This window comes from Streptomyces sp. NPDC031445 (assembly GCF_055581365.1).
Map to the genome: position 1 here is coordinate 905,724 of NZ_JBVIJO010000001.1, position 18,466 is coordinate 924,189.

Genomic DNA, 18,466 nt, shown 5'->3' on the forward strand with positions numbered 1-18,466 from the left:
CGTGTCAGATGTCCTCCAGCCCCTCCTCCCGGCGGATCATCCGCCAGGCCGCGCGGCGCGCACTGCGGTCGAGGTTGGATTTGAAGTCGCGGTCCGTGCCGAAGTACCGCTTGCCGAGGGTGTCGATCGTGGAGACATGGTCCATCATGTTCTCCTCGAACTTCTTGTCGAAGACGATGCCGAAGTTCTCCTCGTCGTTGACGAGGGCGGCGGCCCGGACCTTCGGGTCCTCCTTGGTGGCGTTGAAGGCTGGGAGGACGTCCTCCTCGGTGAACTCCGTGCCGAACTTGGCGTTGAACTTCTCGATCAGCTCCGACAGCAGTGACTTGTCGGCATCCTTGCCGCCGCCCACCCCGTCACCGAAGCCCTTGAGCTCGGCCGCGCCCTCGGGGTTGAGGGACACGTCGTGCTCGCCGGTCTTCTCGACGCGCAGGTGACTCAGGTCCACCTCGCCTATGTCGACTCCACCGTCCGCGAGGCGGGGGAGCCGGTTGAGGAGGTAACGCCCGTAGAGGTACAGGCGCTCCAGCTCGGCGTCGTGGTACGGCACGATCTGCGCGAGGAAGCCGTACTTGCGGACGTAGTCGGTGAGGTTGGCGCGGAAGTCCTCCGCGGTCTCGACGTCGTCCTCTTCCTCGCTCTCCAGGAGGGCGGTGAAGCGGGTGACGGCGGGGGACAGGAGCCGGTACAGCTCGGCGTGCAGCTTCTCCCACTTGGACTGGGAGCCGGCCGCCTTCTCCTGCGCCTCGAAGTACGCGGCGACGAACTCGTCCATGTCCTGCTCGGAGATGACCGGCGCGGACATGACGCGGCTCTGGGCCGAGTAGAGGAGGTTCGGGTCGGAGGGCAGGGTGTGCGCCTCCTCGAAGTACGGACGGAAGGCGTCCTGGATGTCCTCGGCCTCGTTGACGAAGTCGAGGACGGCGAGGTCGGCCTGCGTCTTGCGCTCGGCGGTGCGGTTGAGGCGGGAGAGGGTCTGCACGGCCGCGATGCCGGTCAGTGTCTTGTTGACGTACATGGTCGTCAGCAGCGGCTGGTCGAAGCCGGTCTGGTACTTCTCGGCGACGACCAGAATGCGGTACTCCTGCTGCCCCTTGCCGCCGGCCTTCGCGGCCTTGTCGTCGGCGCGGGTGTAGCCGAACGCCTTCGGCAACGCGCTCTCGGGGAGACCGCCGTTCTCCTTGCTCTCGGTGGTCTCCTCGCCGTCGATGGTGAGGGACCCGGAGAAGGCGACCAGGACACCGAGGTCCGGGTACTTGGTGTCGTAACCGCGGTCGGCGATGTAGCTGCGGATGGCGCGGGCCATCTGTACGGCGGAGTGGCGGGACGCCGTGACCACCATGGCCTTGGCCCGTCCGCCGAGCCGGCCGCGCGTGTGGGCGACGAAGTGCTCGACGATCACCTGGGCGTGCTGGGAGACGGTGTGCTCGTGGGTGAGCGCGAACCGGGCGAGGAGGGAGTTCGCCTTCGAGGGGTCGACCTCCTTCTCGTCCGGGTTCTGGTTCACCAGCTTCCAGTAGGTGTTGTACGTGACGTAGTTGCGCAGCGGGTCGAGGATGAAGCCTTCCTCGATGGCCTGGCGCATGGAGTAGGTGTGGAAGGGCCGGTAGACGGTCTTGCCGTTCTCGACGCCTTCCGTGCCGAAGAGTTCGAGCGTCTTCGCCTTGGGCGTTGCGGTGAAGGCGAAGTAGGAGAGGTTGGCCGCGCGGGAGCGTTCGACCGCCTTCGCCTTCAGCTTGTCGTCCACGGTGACCGTGATCGCGCCCTCGTCGTCCGAGTCGGCGTCCAGGCCGAGGTCGCGGAGGGCGGCCTTGACGGCCGTGGCGGCGTCGCCGGACTGGGAGGAGTGCGCCTCGTCCACGATGATCGCGAAGCGCGTGCCCTCGATCTTGGTGGGGTTGCGCTTGATGTAGTCCAGTAGTGCCGGGAACGAGTGCAGCGTGACGGTGACGATCTTGCCGGTGTCACGGGAGAGGGCGCGGGCGAGCTGCTCGCTCTTGGCGCCGTGCTTCTCGTCCACCTTCACGACCAGGCCGTCCGTCTGCGAGAAGCTGCCGACGGTCGCCGAGAGCTGGGCGTCCAGTGCGCGGCGGTCGGTGATGACGATGACCTTGTCGAAGACGGGCTCACCCGGCTTGATACGGCCGTCGGCGAGGGCGTCGGGCCGCAGGACGGCGGGATCGCGGCGGGCGTGCAGGTCACTGAGGCGGTGGGCCAGCCAGCCGATGGTGTTCGACTTGCCGGACCCGGCGGAGGCCATGATCAGGTAGTTCTGGCCGGCGCCGTGGACGGACGCGTGCGCGGTGAGCTTGCGGACCACGTCCCACTGGTGGAAGCGGGGGAAGATGGTCGACTTGGTGGTGCCGCCGCCGGGCGTCTTGTGCTTCTGCTGGTGCACGAAGCGCTGGAGCAGGTCGAGCCAGTTGTCCCGCTCCCAGACCTGTTCCCACAGGTACGAGGTGGCGTACGTGCCGTGGGCCGTGGGCGCCGGGTTCCCGGCTCCACCCGGCTGGCCGGCGCCGTTCGATCCGGTGTTGAACGGCAGGAACCGGGTGCTCTTGCCGCGCAGTTGCGTGGTGACGAAGACCAGGTCCGGGTCGACGGCGAAGTTCGCGATGACCCGCCGCGTGAAGATCAGCTCGGTGGGGTCGCGGTCGGTCCGGTACTGCTCCTTGGCCCGCTCCACGCCCTGCCCGGTGAGCGGGTTCTTCAGCTCGGCCGTGGCGACGGGGATGCCGTTGAGGAAGAGGGTCAGGTCGAGTTCGTTCCCCCAGTCGGCCTGCTTGGTGGCGTAGCGGAGTTCCCGGACGACGGTGAGGCGGTTGGCGCGGTAGCCGTCCAGGACGGAATCGGCGGAGATCAGGTTGGGCCTGAAGTAGGCGACGCGGAGGCGGACACCGCGGTCCTTGACGCCGTTGCGGAGGACGTGGAGCAGCCCGTCGTCGGCGATGGCCCGGTCAAGCCGCTGCGCGAACCCGCGCTGTGCCTCGTTGGGGTTGCCCCCGTAGACGGTGAGCAGCTCGTCCCACTCGTCGGGCTGGGTCTCGCGGATGAACTCGTACAGCTCGTCGGTGTCGAGCCCGAGGTCGGCCTGATAGTCCGCGGGGTTCGCCTCACGCCAGCCGCGCTCGCAGAGAGCGGCGACGATGGCAGACCCGAAGGAGGACTCGTCGTGCACGGGGCTCATACGGAGACTCCTTCGGTGACGTTGCGGCCGCTGGCGGTGGATACGTCGAACTGGCCGGTTACGGCGGCGGTGATGAGGGCTTGGCGGCGTTCGGCGAGTATGTCCAACTGCCGGCGGCAACGAGTCGTGATGGCACGAGTCGAAGAACGGAGCTCCTTCAGGGCGGCGACGGATCGGCGCTGTCTTTCGAGGGGTGGAACCGGGATGGGAATGTCGCGGGCCACTTCCAGGTTGATCCGCGCGCGCGTAGAACCCCGAGCAAGCAGGGTCACCTGATCTGCGACCCGTTGGGAACTCATAGCCCATGCGGCGTACTCGTGCAGAACCCGCCTTTGGTCGAGGCGCAGACGAAAACAGTCAGCCTTGACCATCGCAGGACCGATTTCGTCCGGAACCACGCATGCCCGACCCAGTGGGTGGTTCTGGTCACCCAAACCCGCCACAATCAGGTCTCCCGGCAACGCTTCATGTCGCCGGAGCTGAGTGAAGTATTCCATCGGAATGTAAGCGGGGTCGCGGTCGCGAAACTCTGCCCGGCCCAAGTTTCCGAGCCTGATGACGCGAGCGCCTTCATCGGAGTAGTGGCTGCTGGTGAGAGCGCTACCGAAAGGGCCGTCAGTGATCGCAGTGATGAACCTTCGGACCGGGGACCAAGTGCTGTCCCGAGCGTCCTGATCAATTACCTCCGACCAACTCGCCATCATTCGCTCCTCCAGGAGTGATACCAGGTGCTCACGCATGGCAGCCAATGCTTCGATGCGAGTGGTCTCGGCGTCGAGGAAGTCGGCGATACGGCGCTGCTCGTCCAGCGGCACCAGTGGCATTGGGGTACGGCCCAACGGCTCGAGGTTGAGCGCGCGGAAGGTAGCACCACCGACGCAGGAGTCCCAGTGCTGGCGCGCCTCAGAACCCTGGAGTGCCCAATACAGAAAGCGATTTTGCACGTGTGCAGCAGGTGCCACTCGTGCCGTTCCCTGAGTCAGGTTGGCGCCCGACAAGGCGTCGGTGACCACCATGACTTTTCCGTAGGAGGGGCCGATCGAGACCACGACGTCTCCCTCAACGACGGTCGAACGCCGATATGCGGCCGCGATCTCGGGCGTGGTGCGGAGCAGGGACACCGAAGGCGCGATGCCGCTGTGCGGTGTCATGTCCGCCGGGCGGATGTAGGGGATGCCGTCCGGAGTATCAGGGCCAGCCTGCACGATCCCGTAAGTGATCGGTCTTGCGGGATCAACGAGGCGCTTCAGCTGCGCCTTCGCGAACGTCACTCCGTCACCTCCCGGAGAAGCCCCTGAATCTCTGCCTCCAACGCCTTCAGCTCCGCGTCGATCTCCGCCAACGGCCGCGGCGGCTCGTACGCGTAGAAATGTCGCGTGAACGGAATCTCGTACCCGATCTTCGTCTTGCTGTGGTCGATCCACGCATCCGGCACGTGCGGGTGGACCTCCCGCGCCAGGTACTCCTCGACGTCCTCGCCAAGCGGCACGTTCTCGTAGTCCCGCAGCTCCGCGTCCGACTCCGGCTCGCCCTTGACGCGCTGGACCTCGCCCTCCGGGTCCCGCACGCCGACGACTTCCCGCAGTGCCTTGTTGAACGGCGCCCCCGTGGGCCACGTCCCGCCAGCCTGCACCACCGCGTCCTTCAGTGCGAGCCAGGCATCCTGCTTCGTGCCCCAGCTCGACCCCATCAAGGACTTGAACGCGTCCACCAGGGCCGGGGCCTGCGGGAGCTTCTGGATGGCCTTGGACGCCTCCAGCGCCGCCAGCGTCTCCTGTGTGATCTCGAAGCGCAGCTTCAGGGGGCGCTCCACCGTGATCCGCTGGTACCCGAAGTCCTCGTTCCAGAAGACCTTCACCTTGCCGTGGAGGGGGTGTTCCGCGTCCCCCGCCACCGCCAGGGCCTCGCCGTACAGCTTGACCACCTCGGCGATGTGCTCCTTGCCCAGCTCCTTGCGCTTGTCGCCCAGCGACTTCCGCATCTTCTGCCACTGGTCCCGCGCGTCCAGCAGGACGACCTTGCCCTTGTAGCCGGGGCTCTTGCGGTTGGTCAGGATCCAGAAGTACGTCGAGATGCCGGTGTTGTAGAACAGCTGGTCCGGCAGGGCGACGATGCCCTCCAGCCAGTCGTTCTCCAGGATCCAGCGGCGGATCTCCGACTCGCCCGAGCCGGCCGCGCCCGTGAAGAGGGGCGAGCCGTTGAAGACGATCGCGATGCGCGAGCCGCCCCCGCCGTTCACGTCCACCGGCTTCATCTTGTCGATCATGTGCTGGAGGAACAGCAGCGAGCCGTCGTTGATGCGCGGCAGCCCCGCGCCGAAGCGGCCGGCCTCGCCGAGCGCCTTGTGCTCGTGCTCGACCTCCTCCTTGACTTTCTTCCAGTCCACACCGAATGGCGGATTGGCCAGCATGTAGTCGAAGGTCTTGCGGGCGTGGCCGTCGTCGGAGAAGGAGTTGCCGAAGGCGATGTTCTCCGGGTCCTGGCCCTTGATCATCAGGTCGGACCGGCAGATCGCCCACGACTCGGGGTTGAGCTCCTGCCCGTACACCTCCACCGTGGCGTCCGGGTTCAGGTCCTTGATCAGGTCGTCCATCGCGGAGAGCATGCCGCCCGTGCCGCAGGCCGGGTCGAGCACCGTGCGGACCGCGCCCGGCAGGTGCAGCGCGTCGCCGTCCGGGGCGACCAGCAGCCGCACCATCAGCTGGATGACCTCGCGCGGGGTGAAGTGCTCACCGGCCGTCTCGTTGGACTGCTCGGCGAAGCGGCGGATCAGCTCCTCGAAGATGTAGCCCATGTTGTGGTTGGGCACGACCTCGGGGCGCAGGTCCAGGTCGGTGAACTTGCCGATGACCTGGTAGAGCAACCCTGCGCTGTCCAGCCGCTTGATCTGCTGGGCGAACTCGAAGCGATCCAGCACGCCCCGGGCGTTGTCCGAGAAGGCCCCCACGTACACCGTGAGGTTCTTCGCCGCGTTCTGCGGGTCCGCGGCGATCTTCTTCAGGGTGAGGCGGGAGCGGTTGTAGAAGGAGTGGCCCGAGGCCCGGCGCAGGAAGCGGTCCGGGTCGATGTCGCTGTCCTTGTGCTGCTCCGCGATCTCCGCGACCTTGTCGCGGGTCGGCTCCAGCACGCACTCCAGACGGCGCAGCACCGTGAACGGCAGGATGACCTTGCCGTAGTCGGACTGCTTGTAGTCCCCCCGCAGGAGGTCGGCGACGGACCACGCGTGGTTCGCCAACTCCGTGTGCTTACTGCTGTTCAAGTGGATCCCCGGATTCCTTCCGAAATGTCCCAACCTCACCGTCCGGGCCGGCTGAGCGGCCGGGACGGTCCGACGATTGTGGTCTATGTGTGGAGGCGCGCGTGCCTAGCGGGGCGAATCGCCACTCCGGACGCGTATTGCCCCTTCGGGCTCCGCGTCCCGTGCCGGGAGCAGCTGGCCGCCGGTGAGCCCGCCCGACAGCAGCCGGGCTGTCTCCTCCGCCAGCCGCGTCGCACGCTGGGCCTCCGCCCGCAGCTCGTACACGCGCCGGAACGCCTCGCCGTACCGCCGCTGCTCCTCCAGCGGCAGCAGCGGTACCCGCAACCGGCCCGGACTGACATGGCGGACGGTGCTGCCCGTGGACGCGCTCGCGATGTTCTCCTCCGCACCCAGGAACCCGGCGAGGAACCACGCGTCCAGGCGGGCCGGGTCGGGCCGGAAGAGGTGGACGTGCCGGCCGAGCAGCGCACCGGCGTCCTCCTCTCCGGCCACCCGTGCCGCCGGGCCCGATCCGCTCGCCACCGCCCGTACCAACACGTCACCGGCCTCGATCACCGGCGTGGACTCAGCGCGCAGGTCGGCCGAGTCGCCGGTCGGGCCCGAGCCGGCCGAGAGGTCCGAGGCGGTCAGCACCGGCCGTGCGGCGAGTTCTCCGCCGTGGTCGCCTCGGTCGCCGTCGCCCCCGCGGCCCCGCGCGCCCTCCGGCAGCGTCCGCAGCAGCGTCAGCGCGCCACCGCGCGCCAGGTCGGACGCCGTCGCCGTACGCCACTCGCGAGCCGCGGGGCCGGTCGCGCGCCAGTCCTCGTAACCGGCTGCCTCACCCAGGGCCCGGGCGGCCTCGACGAGGTTCCGGCGAGCGGCCTCGGTCTCCTCGGCCAGCTGGGCCGGGTCGATCGCGGCCCGCGACGCCTGAACGAGGCGCGCCGGGGTGAGATCCACCAGATCGTCCAGCAGATCGACCACGCCGACCGCCCGGGCGATCCCGGGCTCGCCCTCGAACGCGTCCGGGTCCGCGAGGAACGCCTGCCACGCGCCGACGGCCCGCTCGCCGATCGCCGCCCAGTCCAGGGAGGCCGAGCGGCCGCCGCTTCTGGTGCGGGGGGACGCGGCCACCGGGGCCGACGCCTCCGCCGTGTCGACGAACAGCAGGGACTTGCGTTCCGCGCCGCCCGGTTCGGGCCGCTGCAGCATCCAGATCTGGAGCCCGATGTGCAGCGGCACCGCCGCGCCGGCCGGCAGGGCGATCACCGCGCGCAGTGCGCCGCTGCGGACCAGCTCCGCCCTCACGCGCCGCCCGGACGCGCGTCCCGCGACCGCCGGCGGCAGGATCACCGCCGCGTACCCGCCCGGTTCCAGGTGGGCGAGCGCGTGCTGCACCCAGGCGAGTTCCGAGTCGGCGCGGGCCGGAACCCCGTACGCCCAGCGCGGGTCGTAGGCGAGTTCGTCGTGCCCCCAGTCCCGGATACCGAACGGCGGGTTGCACAGCACCGCGTCGGCGAGCAGGCCGGGGAAGGCGTCCGCGCGGAGGGTGTCGCCGGCGCGGACGGTGACCTCGGCCCGGGGCTCCGCGAGCATCAAGGTCACCGCGGTGCGGCGGGCCTGCACGGTGAGCACGTCCTGGCCGTACAGCTCGCGTGCGCCCAGGCGCCCGGCGGCTGCGAGCAGGCTGCCGCTGCCGCAGGCCGGGTCGAGCACGCGTGCAGGAGTGCCCGGGATCAGGCGGGCGAGGAGGTCGGCGAGCGGCTCGGGCGTCCGGTAGGCGCCGGTCACGGCGCTGTCCTCCAGCTCGCGAGTCGCCAGCACGCCCACCGCGGCCTGCGCGCCCTCGTCGCGTACACACAAGTACAGGGCGCGCAGTACGGCCGCGTCGATCGCCCCGAGGTGGACGGTGTCGCCGCCCGGCACGGCTCCGGCGACCGACGCGGCGTCCCGCTCGGCGTGGGCGACGAGGTCCGCGTCCGGCAGCCGCGCGGCCGCCGTCAGCTCCTCGGGCGTGTGGCGTGCCGCGCCCAGGACGAGGAGCAGCAGGTCGGACGTGCCGCCGGCGCTCTCCCAGGTGTGGATGCGCAAGGTGGTGCGCAGTTCGTCCGACGGACTGGCGGCCGAGGCCTGCCCGCGCGAGGCGAGCCAGGCGCGTACCGCCTCCAGGTCGTACAGCGGGCTGCTCTCCGTGCCGCCGGACGGCGCCGGGAAGTCCTCGTGCCGGCGACGCCAGTTGCTGACCGTGGCGCGCGTGACCCCCGCGATGCGGGAGATCTCCGCGGCGGTCACCTGGGCGGATGGCTGGGGCATGTCGGAAGACCTGGGCCTCTCGGTCGGCGGATGTAAACAAGCTACAGCAGGCGTCAAATCTGTCAACGTGTTTGACAGTGCTTTCATCGTCATGCTTATCTGGCCATGCTTCCACCGGAAGCCGCCGCCCGGTGGGCCCGCCGGAGCCCGCAGCGGCGTCCCGTGCCGCGCCCGTTCTCGCGCCGCCCACCACTCGTCACCACACCGCGCATCAGCGCCGCGGGCGCCGTTCGCGCCCGTCTCGAAGCACTCCGGGGGGAGACCCATGCGCCTCACCATGCCGACCGCCGTCGTCGAGGGAACCCAGCTCACCGTCATGCCGTTCCGCGCGGACGCCGTCGTCGGGACCATGTCCGTGCCGACGCTCGTCCAGCTCGTGCCCTCGCCGCGCGCCGGGGAGGATCCGCGCCGGCTCAAGGCCGCCTCCGGGCTGGTGCGCCGGCACGCCGAGCTGCGGGCCACCGTGCAGCGCACGCTGAAGTCCTCGCAGAAGGGCAAGAACGTCGGCCCGTATGCCGAGTACATCGCCGCCGGCCTCAAGGGCGAGCTGGGCGCCGCCTGGTCCACGCCCCCGGTCACCCTGTGGCACGCCGGACCGCTCGCCGCGCTCAGCGACGAACTCGTCCCCGGCAGCGGCCTGCGCACCCTCACCGTCGCGCCGGGCACGATGGTCGTCGCCATCGACGGCGAGACCCAGACCACCGCCTGGCACGACCTCTACGACGACCCCGAGGCGTACGGCCTGACGTACCCGGAACTCGCCCAGGTCCGCCTGCCGTTCGAGCTGTACGTCGACCTCGCGCCCGCCGATGCGCGGCAGATCTTCTACGACCGCAACGTCGAGGGCGTGGCCGTCGCCAAGAACCTCGCCATGTCCATGGACCAGCGCGACTTCGGCACCCGGCTCGCGCACGCGGTCGCCGACTCGGTCAAGGTCGACGCCCACGGGCAGCGCGTGCCCTTCGCGCGGCTCGTGAACGCCAGCAAGCGGCAGGTGTCCGCGACCGACGGCGAAGTCGTCACCCTCTCCGCGCTGCGCGCCCTCGTCGTCACCGCGATCTACGGGCGGAACGGGCTCCAGCGGTCCGCCGAGTCGGTGCACGAGGACGAACTGCCGGCCGGTACCCGCCCCGAGGACGTGGAGGCCGCCGTCGTACCGGCCCTCGGCCGGCTCGTCGCCCGCCACGCCCGCGACTTCACCGAACGCAGCGCCATCACCGCGCCCGCCGTCCTCGCCGGGATCGGCATCGCCACCCACCACACCATGCCGTGGAGCGACCCGGCCTCCGCCTTCCACGCGGACGCCCTCGGCCGTCTCCTCGACGGCATCCGCTGGGAGCGGGAGGCGAAGTACTGGGACGGGGTCGCCGCCAAGACCGGCACCTCCGGCCGCCTCAACTTCAGCGGCGGCGTCAAGGACTCCGGTGGCCGGGTCGCCGACGCGATCCTGTACCCCGCGACCGAGGCGGGCCGCAAGATCCGCGGCCTCTGACCACCGCACACCCCACGGAACGGAGTACAGCCATGACCTTCCAGCAGCCTTCCCCGCCGCCCCACCCCGGACAGCAGGGCCCCTTCGGCAACGGTGCGCCCACCGGCCCCGTCAAGCCGGTTCGCGGCAGCAGACGATGGCTCAAGTACGGGGCGGTCGCTCTGGTCTCCCTGTTCATCGGAGTCGGCATCGGCAACAGCGGCAACGCGGCGGACTCGGGGAAGAAGACCGTCGAGCCCGCGGCCGGTCCCCGGCCGACGGTCACCGTGACCGAGACGGCCGATGCGGCCCGTTCGAAGCCGGCTCCCACCGTCACCGAGACGGTCACCGCCAGGCCGAAGAAGACCAAGGCACCCGGACCGGCGACCAGCTTCTCCGGCGAGGGCGAGTACCTCGTCGGCGAGGACATCGCGGCCGGCACCTACAAGACGGCCGGGCCGGACGGCGGCTTCGGCTGCTACTGGGAGCGCGCCAAGGACGCCAGCGGCGAGTTCGGTTCGATCATCGCCAACAACAACCTGGAGGGGCCGGGGCGGGTCACGCTCAACAGGGGGGAGTACTTCAAGACGAACCGGTGTCAGGAGTGGAAGAGGGTCGGCTGAACCCGTGCCTGTGCGGCAATGGGGCGGGCGGCCGAGGAACCGTACTCCGCCGTGAACAGGGCCGCCGTCCGGCGCTCCGCGGTCAGCGGCCGGCCGCCGTACCCCCGCACGGCACCGGCCCCGAGAGGTCCGGGTCGCCGAACTCCGTCCGCAGGGCTTGGAACGCCGCGACCTTGTCCTCGCCGAAGCGGCGGACGTGGGTGGCGTACTCGTCGGCGGTGAGGAACGCCGACGGGCGGGACTTGCTGTGGAACTTGTCCGCGTACATCACCAGCCGCTCCTCCTCCGTCACCGCCAGGTAGTCGGCGGGAGGCAGCGGGAGGCCCTGGCTGAGGATGTCATGCCGGGTGAGGCCGACTCCGGTGTGGTGGGAGCAGAACCGGCGCAGCGGCTCGGGGAAGCCCTCCTGCTCCAGGATCTCGTGGCCGAGCAGTCCGTGCCGGATGTACCGCGCGTGGTCCAGCCGTCCGTCGGCGTCGTAGAGACGGTAGACGCCGATGTCGTGGAGGAGGCAGCCGGCGCGGACCAGGCCGGCGTCGAGGTGGCTCAGGCGCGGGGCGGACAGGAGCTGCCGGGCGACGCTCCAGACGATCTCGCAGTGCGTGTGGACGAGGGCGAACGCCTCGGCGGTGGGCGCGTACTTCTCGTGCAGCGCACGGATCTCGTCGGGTCCCGGAATGCTCATCCGGTGAGCGTAACAACCGCCGGGGAGGGGGGCGTACGGCCCTCCCGCCCCGGGCCGGTTCCGGTCAGCCGATCGAGCACTCCTTCACACTGAGCGGCCTGGTGCTGCCGGCCGGTCTGCTGCACAGCACCTCCGTCTCCGAGGTGCCCCGAGGGGTCCTGCGGACCCGTTTGATCACGATGCTGTGGCCGCGCCGTTCGCCGTACAGCGGCGCGTCGGTGAAGTCGATCGTGCCGGTGGCCATCCCGTCGAGCTTCACGCCCCTGAGGTTCACCCAGGTCGCCGCGCGGCTCTGGCGCACGTCGCCGAGGCTGGCCGCCCAGTAGAGCGCACGGGTGGCGTCGTGGGAGAGGGCCGTCTGGCCGCTGGCGAAGTCGGTGGAGTCGTACGTGACCTCCTTGCCCTCCAGCCAGGGGAGGTACTTGGCGGCCTCCTGGTAGAAGGCGGTGGCGGACGCCGCCTCCTTCAGCTCGGCCAGGGCGGTGTGGTAGAGCGTGATCCGCGGGGCCACGCCGTCACGGCCGCCCGTGCCGGAGAACCTGGCCTTGCTCAGGTCGTCGCCGGTGAGGATGGAGATCTCCCGGTCCGCGCAGCCCGGTTCGGTGCCCAGCTGGGTCATCAGCGGACCGATGTCCTCGACCCGTCCGGCGAAGTAGATCACCGAGGGGACGTTCCCCGCCCGGCAGATGCTCTCCGCGCGCTGCCGCAGTTCGGGCTTGCCGTTCGCCACCCGGTAGCGCTGCTCGGGCAGCATCCGGAACCGCTCCTTGAGCAGCATCTTCCCGCCGTAGGCCGCCTGTTCGCCGGTGTAGCGGTCCTGCGAGTCCTTGGTGTCGCGGGCCAGCACCAGCGCGTACGGGTCCTTCTGCCGGGCGCGCAGCTGCCGGGCGACGAAGCCGAGCGCCTCCGCCTGGTGCTCGTCGGGGGCCGCGAGGCTGAACCAGTTGGAGAACTGCTTCGGCAGGTAGGTCGCCGAGTTGGTGCCGGAGACGATGGGCAGTCCCACCGCGTGCAGCCGGCGCGTGACGTAGGTGCTGCTCTGCAGGTCACGTCCGAAGCCGACCACACCGACGACGGTCGGGTCGCGGTCGGCGTACCGGGCGATCGCGTCCGCCGCCACCCGCTGCTGCCCCATGTCCACACCCGCGTTGGCGAGCAGCACCCGGAGCTTCACCGTGTAGTTCTCGTTGACCACGCGCTGGGCGAGGTACACGCCGGCCAGCTCCTCGGCGCCCTTGACGAGGGAGGAGTCCGTCGCGGAGGAGCTCAGCGGTCCCGCGTACACCACGGTGACGTACGTGCCGGGGTGGTGCAGCACGTCGGCGTTCTCGGCGCGCACCAGGTCCTCCAGCTCACGCATCCGCCTGCCGTCCCCGTCGGCCCCGCCCGTGAGGTACGCGCCGAAGCGGACGTCCCCGGTGGCTATGCCGACGCACTCCGTCCCGCCGCCGGGCGCGGGACGCCGTACGGTGTCGCGGTCGGCGCTCACCAGACCCGCCGAGCAGTACGCACGGTGCAGTTCGAGGGAGTGGACGACACCCGCGGTGCCGACGAGGACGAGGACGAGGGCCAGGCTGTACGCCGACCACACCACGCGGGCGAGGGGCGGGCGGTGCCTGGCCCGCACGCACCGCCACTCCGTCTGCCGCAGCTGCACCAGCTCGTCGCGCGGCAGCGGCACCCTGAGCACCCAGGGCAGGGCGTTGGTCCGGCTCGGCGACTGGTCGGCCCGGAGGTTCCCCGCCCACTCGTCGTACCAGTGCCGCAACCGCTGCTCGAGGCGCCAGCGCGGGGGCTGCGGCCGGCCGGCCGGCGGCTCCGCGTCCGTGCCGCGGTCGAGCAGTGCCGCGTCGCCCGTCGCCACGCCCGCCACGATCAGCAGCGGGTCCAGCTCGCTGCGCCGGCTGCGCACGTCACTGACGGCCCTGACCAGTTCGACGCCGCCGTTCTCCCGGCTGATCCGGCGCAGGAACAGCACCGGCGGACGCGTCCGCTTGAGCCCCCGAAGGTCCCAGCTGCCGCGCCGGTGGTTGTCCCGCAGGTCCTCGAACAGGGCCAGCACGTACAGCTGGAGTGGGAACGGGCCGCCCTCCCGCATCGCCTCGGCCACGTCGTAGGCGCGGGCGGCTATCGCCCTCCAGGAGTTGACGGGCCGCAGCAGCCGCACGCTGGTCGACCGGCGGCGGGCGGCGGACTGGAGGAACGTCGTGGTCAGGAACCACCGGCTCTCCCTGCGCAGCCACAGGAAGAGGGGAGCGCGTCCGGGCACGTGGTTCAGGCCGGCGAGCAGGATCATCAGCCCGATGCCCGCCAGAGCGGCGACGTACCACTCGGGGCGGGTGAGCAGTGCGGTGAACGCGCCCAGGATGCCCATGGGCAGGAACTGCTGCACGTCGTTGAGGAGTAACTGCCGGTGCCAGCGGGAGGGCCTGCGGGGCCGCCAGCGCTGCCGGGCCAGGATGCGCAGCAGGTGGGTCTGGGCCTGCTCCCGCTGCGCGTTGCCGTCCGGCGTGCCGGCGGGGGCGGTCGGCCAGTGCTCGCGCATCTCCGGGGCGTCGGTGGCCTCCTGGAGGGCGCGGACGAGGTTGAGGCGCGGAAAGGAGTAGGGCCGGTAGGCGGCGGACCGGCCGCCCCACTTCCGCCAGTCGCCGAGGTCCCACAGCAGCCGTGTGGCCCTGGCCAGGGGGTCGACGTCCCCCGGCTGCGGCTCGGTCGGGGCGACGGCCAGGCGCGTCCCGTGGCGCTGCTGCCCCTCGCGCAGCTCGTCGACGAGTTCGGTCACGCGGTCGTCGTCCGCGGGGTCCTCGGCGTGCAGCACGATGACCGGCATCGGGCGGTCACCGGTCCGGAAGTCCTGGATCAGGGACTCCAGTTGCCGCTGGACGTCTATTCCGGCCTCGGTCGACATGCCCGGGTGATCACCCGGGCAGTCCTGTGGGAAGCCGTGGTCACGACCTTGCATGGACACCCCCCGTGGTCTGAAGACACATGTGTCACAAGCGCTCTTGAGGATATCGCCCGGCAGTGACAACCGCTCCCGGCGGAGCGCTGCGCGGCGGTGGCGCGGTGGGGGTCGCGGTGCGTCTTCAGCGAGGGGGGACGTGCGCTTCCTTACGGGGGATCAGGAGCCGCTGTCCTGCGGAGGAGGGAGCGGGCGCGTGCCTGGGCGGGGGGCGTACCCGGGGCACGTCGGGGGAGGCCCGGGGAGTCGTGGGGATCGGGGAAGACCGGTGGTCTCGGCCGGCGTCGGCCGTCAGCGTCGCCGGTCCTCAGCGGCACCGGCACTCCGCGGCACCGGTCCTCCGCGGCACGGGCACTCCGCGGCACCGGCACTCCGCGGCCCCGCCCCTCAGCGGCCCGACGGGACCAGTTCCCGTGCCGGGCGCGTCGGTGCCGGACGAGTGGTCCGCGAGGTGCGCCACAGCCACAGCACGTCCCGCCCGAAGGACCACACCAGCGAACCCAGCGCCAGCAGGACGACGGCGAGGCTGGCCGCGGCCGGCAGCAGCCGCGCGCCCGCGACCAGAAGGCAGACGCCCTGGATCGCCGCCACGGTCTTGCGGGCGAACGACGGCGGCAGCGGGGCCGTCAGCCACGGCGCGAGCCGGGCCGCGGCGACGAACGCGTACCGCATGCCGCCGATCAGCAGGACCCACGGGCCGAGCTGCGTGGACACGTACACGCTCAGCACCAGGATGAGGAACGCGTCGACCTCCATGTCGAAGCGCGCCCCGAGCGCGGAGGAGGTGCCGGTGCGGCGGGCGACCTTGCCGTCCACGCCGTCCAGCAGCAGGGCCACGGCGGTCAGCGCGACCAGCAGCGTCACCGGCGGCGCGCTCTCGAAGGAGTCCGCGACCAGCGCGGTCACCCCGCCGACCAGGGTGGCCCGGCCCAGCGTGACCCGGTTGGCGGGGCCGAAGGAGCGCAGCCGGGAGCGGTGCACGGCGCGGGAGAGGACCGCCCAGGTGGCGAACGCGAAGGCGAGCCCCGTCAGCCAGCCCACCGGCCCCATGCCGATCGCCGGGCCGAGCAGGGCCAGCAGCAGGATCTGCGCTCCCGCTCCCAGAGCGGTCTCCTGCTGGAGCCTCGCGTCGTACGTGTTGTTCAGGGCCACCGCGCATCCTCCGGCCGAGTGACAGAGACGATCAACGCCGCGTACTGTGCGCGGCCTGTGCACAACTCGGTACGTGAACAACTTCCCGATCGTTCAGGAGGATGCCGATGAACCGTTCGGCCCGCGCGTTCTGGCTCCGCTCGCCCGGCCACGGAGAGCTGCGCGACGTCAGCCTCGCGGAGCCCGGCGAGGACGAGGTCCTGGTACGGGCGCTGTACTCCGGAGTCAGCCGGGGCACGGAGACCCTCGTCTTCCGGGGCGGTGTGCCGCAGAGCCAGCACACCGTGATGCGGGCGCCGTTCCAGGAGGGCGACTTCCCGGCACCGGTGAAGTACGGCTACCTCAGCGTCGGCGTGGTCGAGGCGGGCCCGGCCGCACTGACCGGCCGTACCGTCTTCTGCCTCTACCCGCACCAGAGCCGTTACGTCGTTCCGGCGAGCGCCGTCACCGTGGTGCCCGAGCGGGTGCCCGCCGGGCGGGCCGTGCTCGCCGGGACGGTCGAGACCGCCGTCAACGCCGTGTGGGACGCCACCCCGCTGCTCGGCGACCGGATCGCGGTCGTCGGCGGCGGCATGGTCGGCTGCTCGGTCGCCGCGCTGCTCGCCCGCTTCCCGGGCGTCCGCCTCCAACTGGTCGACGCCGACCCGGCCCGCGCCGCCACCGCCGAGGCCCTCGGCGTCGACTTCGCCGCACCGGCCGACGCCCTCGGCGACTGCGACCTCGTCGTCCACGCCAGCGCCACCGAGGCCGGCCTCACCCGGGCCCTGCAACTCCTCGCCCCCGAGGGCACGGTCGTGGAACTGAGCTGGTACGGCGACCGGCGCGTGACCCTGCCGCTCGGCGAGGCCTTCCACTCCCGCCGGCTCACCGTGCGCGGCAGCCAGGTCGGCACCGTCTCCCCGGCCGCCCGCTCCGGCCGCACCTACGCCGACCGGATGGCGCTCGCCCTGGACCTGCTCGCCGACCCGGCGCTGGACGCGCTCATCACCGGGGAGAGCGCCTTCGAGGAACTCCCGGACGTGATGCCCAGGCTGGTGTCCGGTGAGATCCCCGCCCTGTGCCACCGGGTCAGGTACACGGGGACGGCCTGACCTGAGAAAAGAGTGAGCGACGGCTGAACAGGGGGCGGCGGGGAGCCGTACTACACGGCACCCCCGGCGGGCAGGGCGGGGGACCAGACGCGCCGCACCTGGAGGGTCGTCCGTTGTTCAGCATCACCGTCCGCGATCACATCATGATCGCCCACAGCTTCCACGGCGAGGTCTTCGGACCCGCGCAGCGCCTGCACGGCGCCACGTTCCTCGTGGACGCGACGTTCCGCCGAGAGCAGCTGGACGAGGACAACATCGTGGTCGACATCGGCCTGGCTACGCGGGAACTGCGCACCATCACCGCGGAGCTGAACTACCGCAACCTGGACGACGAACCCGAGTTCGCCGGCGTCAACACCTCCACCGAGTTCCTGGCCAGGGTCATCGCCGACCGGCTCGCCGAGCGGATCGCGAAGGGCGCGCTCGGCGAGGGCGCCAAGGGCCTCGCCGGGATCACCGTCACGCTCCACGAGTCGCACATCGCCTGGGCGAGTTACGAGCGTGGCCTGTGACCGACCTGACCGTGGAGCGGGCCCGCCTCACGTACGTGCCCGCGCAGCCCGCCGCCCCGAACGCCGGAATCATCCCCATGTCCCTGCGCAGTGTGCACTTCGTGATGCCGGGCGGCGTCGACGACCCGGCCGCGCCCAGCGGCGGCAACGCCTACGACCGCCGGGTCTGCCTGGACCTGCCCGGCTTCGGCTGGCAGGTCACCGGGCACGCCGTGCCCGGCACCTGGCCGCGCCCGGACGCCGCCGCCCGCGACGCGCTCGCCCGCACGCTCCGGAGCCTCCCGGACGACTCCGTCGTCCTCCTGGACGGCCTGGTCGCCTGCGGAGTGCCGGAGACCGTCGTCCCCGAGGCACGGCGCCTGCGCCTCGCGGTCCTCGTCCACCTCCCCCTCGGTGACGAGACCGGCCTGGACCCGGCCGTCGCCGCCGGCCTGGACGCGCGCGAGCGGACGGTGCTGCGGGCGGTCCCCGCGGTCATCGCCACCAGCGACTGGGCGGTCCGCCGGCTCGTCTCCCACCACGGACTCGCCCCCGACCGGGTGCACGTGGCCGCGCCCGGCGCCGACATCGCGCCCCTCGCCCCCGGCACCGACGGCGTCTCCCGGCTGCTGTGCGTGGCCGCCGTGACCCCGCGCAAGGGGCAGCACCGGCTGGTGGAGGCGCTCGCGGCGGTCCGGGACCTGCCGTGGACCTGCGAGTGCGTCGGCGGCCTCGGCCACGACCCCGCGTACGTGGCCCGCCTGCGGGAGCTGATCGACGGGTACGGCCTCACCGACCGCCTGCGCCTCACCGGCCCCCGCTCCGGCGCCGACCTCGACGCCTCCTACGCCGCAGCCGACCTGATGGTCCTCACCTCCTACGCCGAGACCTACGGCATGGCGGTCACCGAGGCCCTCGCCCGGGGCATCCCCGTCCTCGCCACCGACGTCGGCGGACTGCCCGAGGCGGTCGGCCGCGCACCGGACGGCGGGGTGCCCGGCATCCTCGTCCCGCCGGAGGACCCCGCGGCGCTCGCCGCCGAACTGCGCGGCTGGTTCGGCGAACCCGACGTGCGCCGCCGCCTCAAGGCCGCCGCCCGCGGCCGCCGCGCCGCCCTCGACGGCTGGGCCGCCACCGCCCGCAGCCTCGCGGCGGTCCTCGGCCGCCTCCCGGAACCACCGCGGAGGACGGCGTGAACGGGCACCGGGACGCGGGCGGGGAGAGAGCGCCGGTCCGCGCGGAGACGAGGGGAC

12 protein-coding genes are annotated in these 18,466 nt (G+C 71.5%); 5 read left to right on the forward strand and 7 right to left on the reverse strand.

Features of this window, described 5'->3' with window-relative positions; translation table 11 throughout:
• Positions 1 to 4: 4 nt before the first annotated feature.
• The 4 genes from ACZ5DC_RS03770 to ACZ5DC_RS03785 form a co-directional block, all read right to left on the reverse strand.
• Entirely contained in the window at positions 5 to 3,187 is a 3,183-nt protein-coding gene (locus ACZ5DC_RS03770) for a type I restriction endonuclease subunit R (protein ID WP_468649026.1), read from the reverse strand.
• Positions 3,184 to 4,458, reverse strand: coding sequence for a restriction endonuclease subunit S (locus tag ACZ5DC_RS03775; protein WP_468649028.1), 1,275 nt, complete (start codon positions 4,456 to 4,458; stop codon positions 3,184 to 3,186). The genes ACZ5DC_RS03770 and ACZ5DC_RS03775 overlap by 4 nt, the downstream gene beginning before the upstream one ends.
• A complete protein-coding gene (locus ACZ5DC_RS03780; protein ID WP_468649031.1) occupies positions 4,455 to 6,446 on the reverse strand; it encodes a type I restriction-modification system subunit M in 1,992 nt (663 codons plus the stop codon). The genes ACZ5DC_RS03775 and ACZ5DC_RS03780 overlap by 4 nt, the downstream gene beginning before the upstream one ends.
• 105 nt (positions 6,447 to 6,551) lie before the next feature.
• Positions 6,552 to 8,738: an N-6 DNA methylase gene (locus ACZ5DC_RS03785; RefSeq protein WP_468649033.1), complete on the reverse strand. Its 2,187-nt coding sequence runs from the start codon at positions 8,736 to 8,738 to the stop codon at positions 6,552 to 6,554.
• 265 nt (positions 8,739 to 9,003) lie between these two features.
• Between ACZ5DC_RS03785 and ACZ5DC_RS03790 the strand changes: the two genes are divergently transcribed.
• Together ACZ5DC_RS03790 and ACZ5DC_RS03795 are read left to right on the forward strand one after the other, a co-directional pair.
• Positions 9,004 to 10,230 carry a DNA sulfur modification protein DndB gene (locus ACZ5DC_RS03790; RefSeq protein ID WP_468649035.1) on the forward strand — a complete coding sequence of 409 codons (1,227 nt, stop codon included), beginning with the start codon at positions 9,004 to 9,006 and terminating at the stop codon, positions 10,228 to 10,230.
• Positions 10,231 to 10,262: 32 nt separating this feature from the next.
• Positions 10,263 to 10,832 carry a hypothetical protein gene (locus ACZ5DC_RS03795; RefSeq protein ID WP_468649037.1) on the forward strand — a complete coding sequence of 190 codons (570 nt, stop codon included), beginning with the start codon at positions 10,263 to 10,265 and terminating at the stop codon, positions 10,830 to 10,832.
• Between the two features lie 82 nt (positions 10,833 to 10,914).
• Here ACZ5DC_RS03795 and ACZ5DC_RS03800 read toward each other — a convergent pair whose 3' ends face one another.
• From ACZ5DC_RS03800 to ACZ5DC_RS03810, 3 genes are all read right to left on the reverse strand, one after another.
• A complete protein-coding gene (locus ACZ5DC_RS03800) occupies positions 10,915 to 11,517 on the reverse strand; it encodes an HD domain-containing protein (protein WP_468649039.1) in 603 nt (200 codons plus the stop codon).
• Positions 11,518 to 11,581: 64 nt separating this feature from the next.
• Positions 11,582 to 14,425 carry an ABC transporter substrate-binding protein gene (locus tag ACZ5DC_RS03805; RefSeq protein WP_468649041.1) on the reverse strand — a complete coding sequence of 948 codons (2,844 nt, stop codon included), beginning with the start codon at positions 14,423 to 14,425 and terminating at the stop codon, positions 11,582 to 11,584.
• A 441-nt stretch (positions 14,426 to 14,866) separates the two neighbouring features.
• Entirely contained in the window at positions 14,867 to 15,631 is a 765-nt protein-coding gene (locus ACZ5DC_RS03810; protein ID WP_468649043.1) for a CDP-alcohol phosphatidyltransferase family protein, read from the reverse strand.
• Between the two features lie 107 nt (positions 15,632 to 15,738).
• Between ACZ5DC_RS03810 and ACZ5DC_RS03815 the strand changes: the two genes are divergently transcribed.
• The 3 genes from ACZ5DC_RS03815 to ACZ5DC_RS03825 all read left to right on the forward strand — a co-directional run bounded on the left by ACZ5DC_RS03815 (position 15,739) and on the right by ACZ5DC_RS03825 (position 18,409).
• Positions 15,739 to 16,722: a zinc-dependent alcohol dehydrogenase gene (locus ACZ5DC_RS03815; protein ID WP_468649045.1), complete on the forward strand. Its 984-nt coding sequence runs from the start codon at positions 15,739 to 15,741 to the stop codon at positions 16,720 to 16,722.
• A gap of 113 nt (positions 16,723 to 16,835) precedes the next feature.
• On the forward strand, positions 16,836 to 17,234 hold the full coding sequence (locus tag ACZ5DC_RS03820) for a 6-pyruvoyl trahydropterin synthase family protein (RefSeq protein WP_468649047.1): 399 nt from the start codon (positions 16,836 to 16,838) through the stop codon (positions 17,232 to 17,234).
• Positions 17,231 to 18,409 carry a glycosyltransferase family 4 protein gene (locus ACZ5DC_RS03825; protein WP_468649049.1) on the forward strand — a complete coding sequence of 393 codons (1,179 nt, stop codon included), beginning with the start codon at positions 17,231 to 17,233 and terminating at the stop codon, positions 18,407 to 18,409. Before ACZ5DC_RS03820 ends, ACZ5DC_RS03825 begins: the two co-directional genes overlap by 4 nt.
• Positions 18,410 to 18,466: the final 57 nt, after the last annotated feature.

Bases quoted from the DNA above. Each gene is read 5' to 3' on its own strand.
- ACZ5DC_RS03770 (WP_468649026.1), bottom strand. From the start codon at position 3,187: ATGAGCCCCGTGCACGACGAGTCCTCCTTCGGGTCTGCCATCGTCGCC.
- ACZ5DC_RS03785 (WP_468649033.1), bottom strand. From the start codon at position 8,738: ATGCCCCAGCCATCCGCCCAGGTGACCGCCGCGGAGATCTCCCGCATC.
- ACZ5DC_RS03790 (WP_468649035.1), top strand. From the start codon at position 9,004: ATGCGCCTCACCATGCCGACCGCCGTCGTCGAGGGAACCCAGCTCACC.
- ACZ5DC_RS03795 (WP_468649037.1), top strand. From the start codon at position 10,263: ATGACCTTCCAGCAGCCTTCCCCGCCGCCCCACCCCGGACAGCAGGGC.
- ACZ5DC_RS03800 (WP_468649039.1), bottom strand. From the start codon at position 11,517: ATGAGCATTCCGGGACCCGACGAGATCCGTGCGCTGCACGAGAAGTAC.
- ACZ5DC_RS03805 (WP_468649041.1), bottom strand. From the start codon at position 14,425: ATGTCGACCGAGGCCGGAATAGACGTCCAGCGGCAACTGGAGTCCCTG.
- ACZ5DC_RS03815 (WP_468649045.1), top strand. From the start codon at position 15,739: ATGAACCGTTCGGCCCGCGCGTTCTGGCTCCGCTCGCCCGGCCACGGA.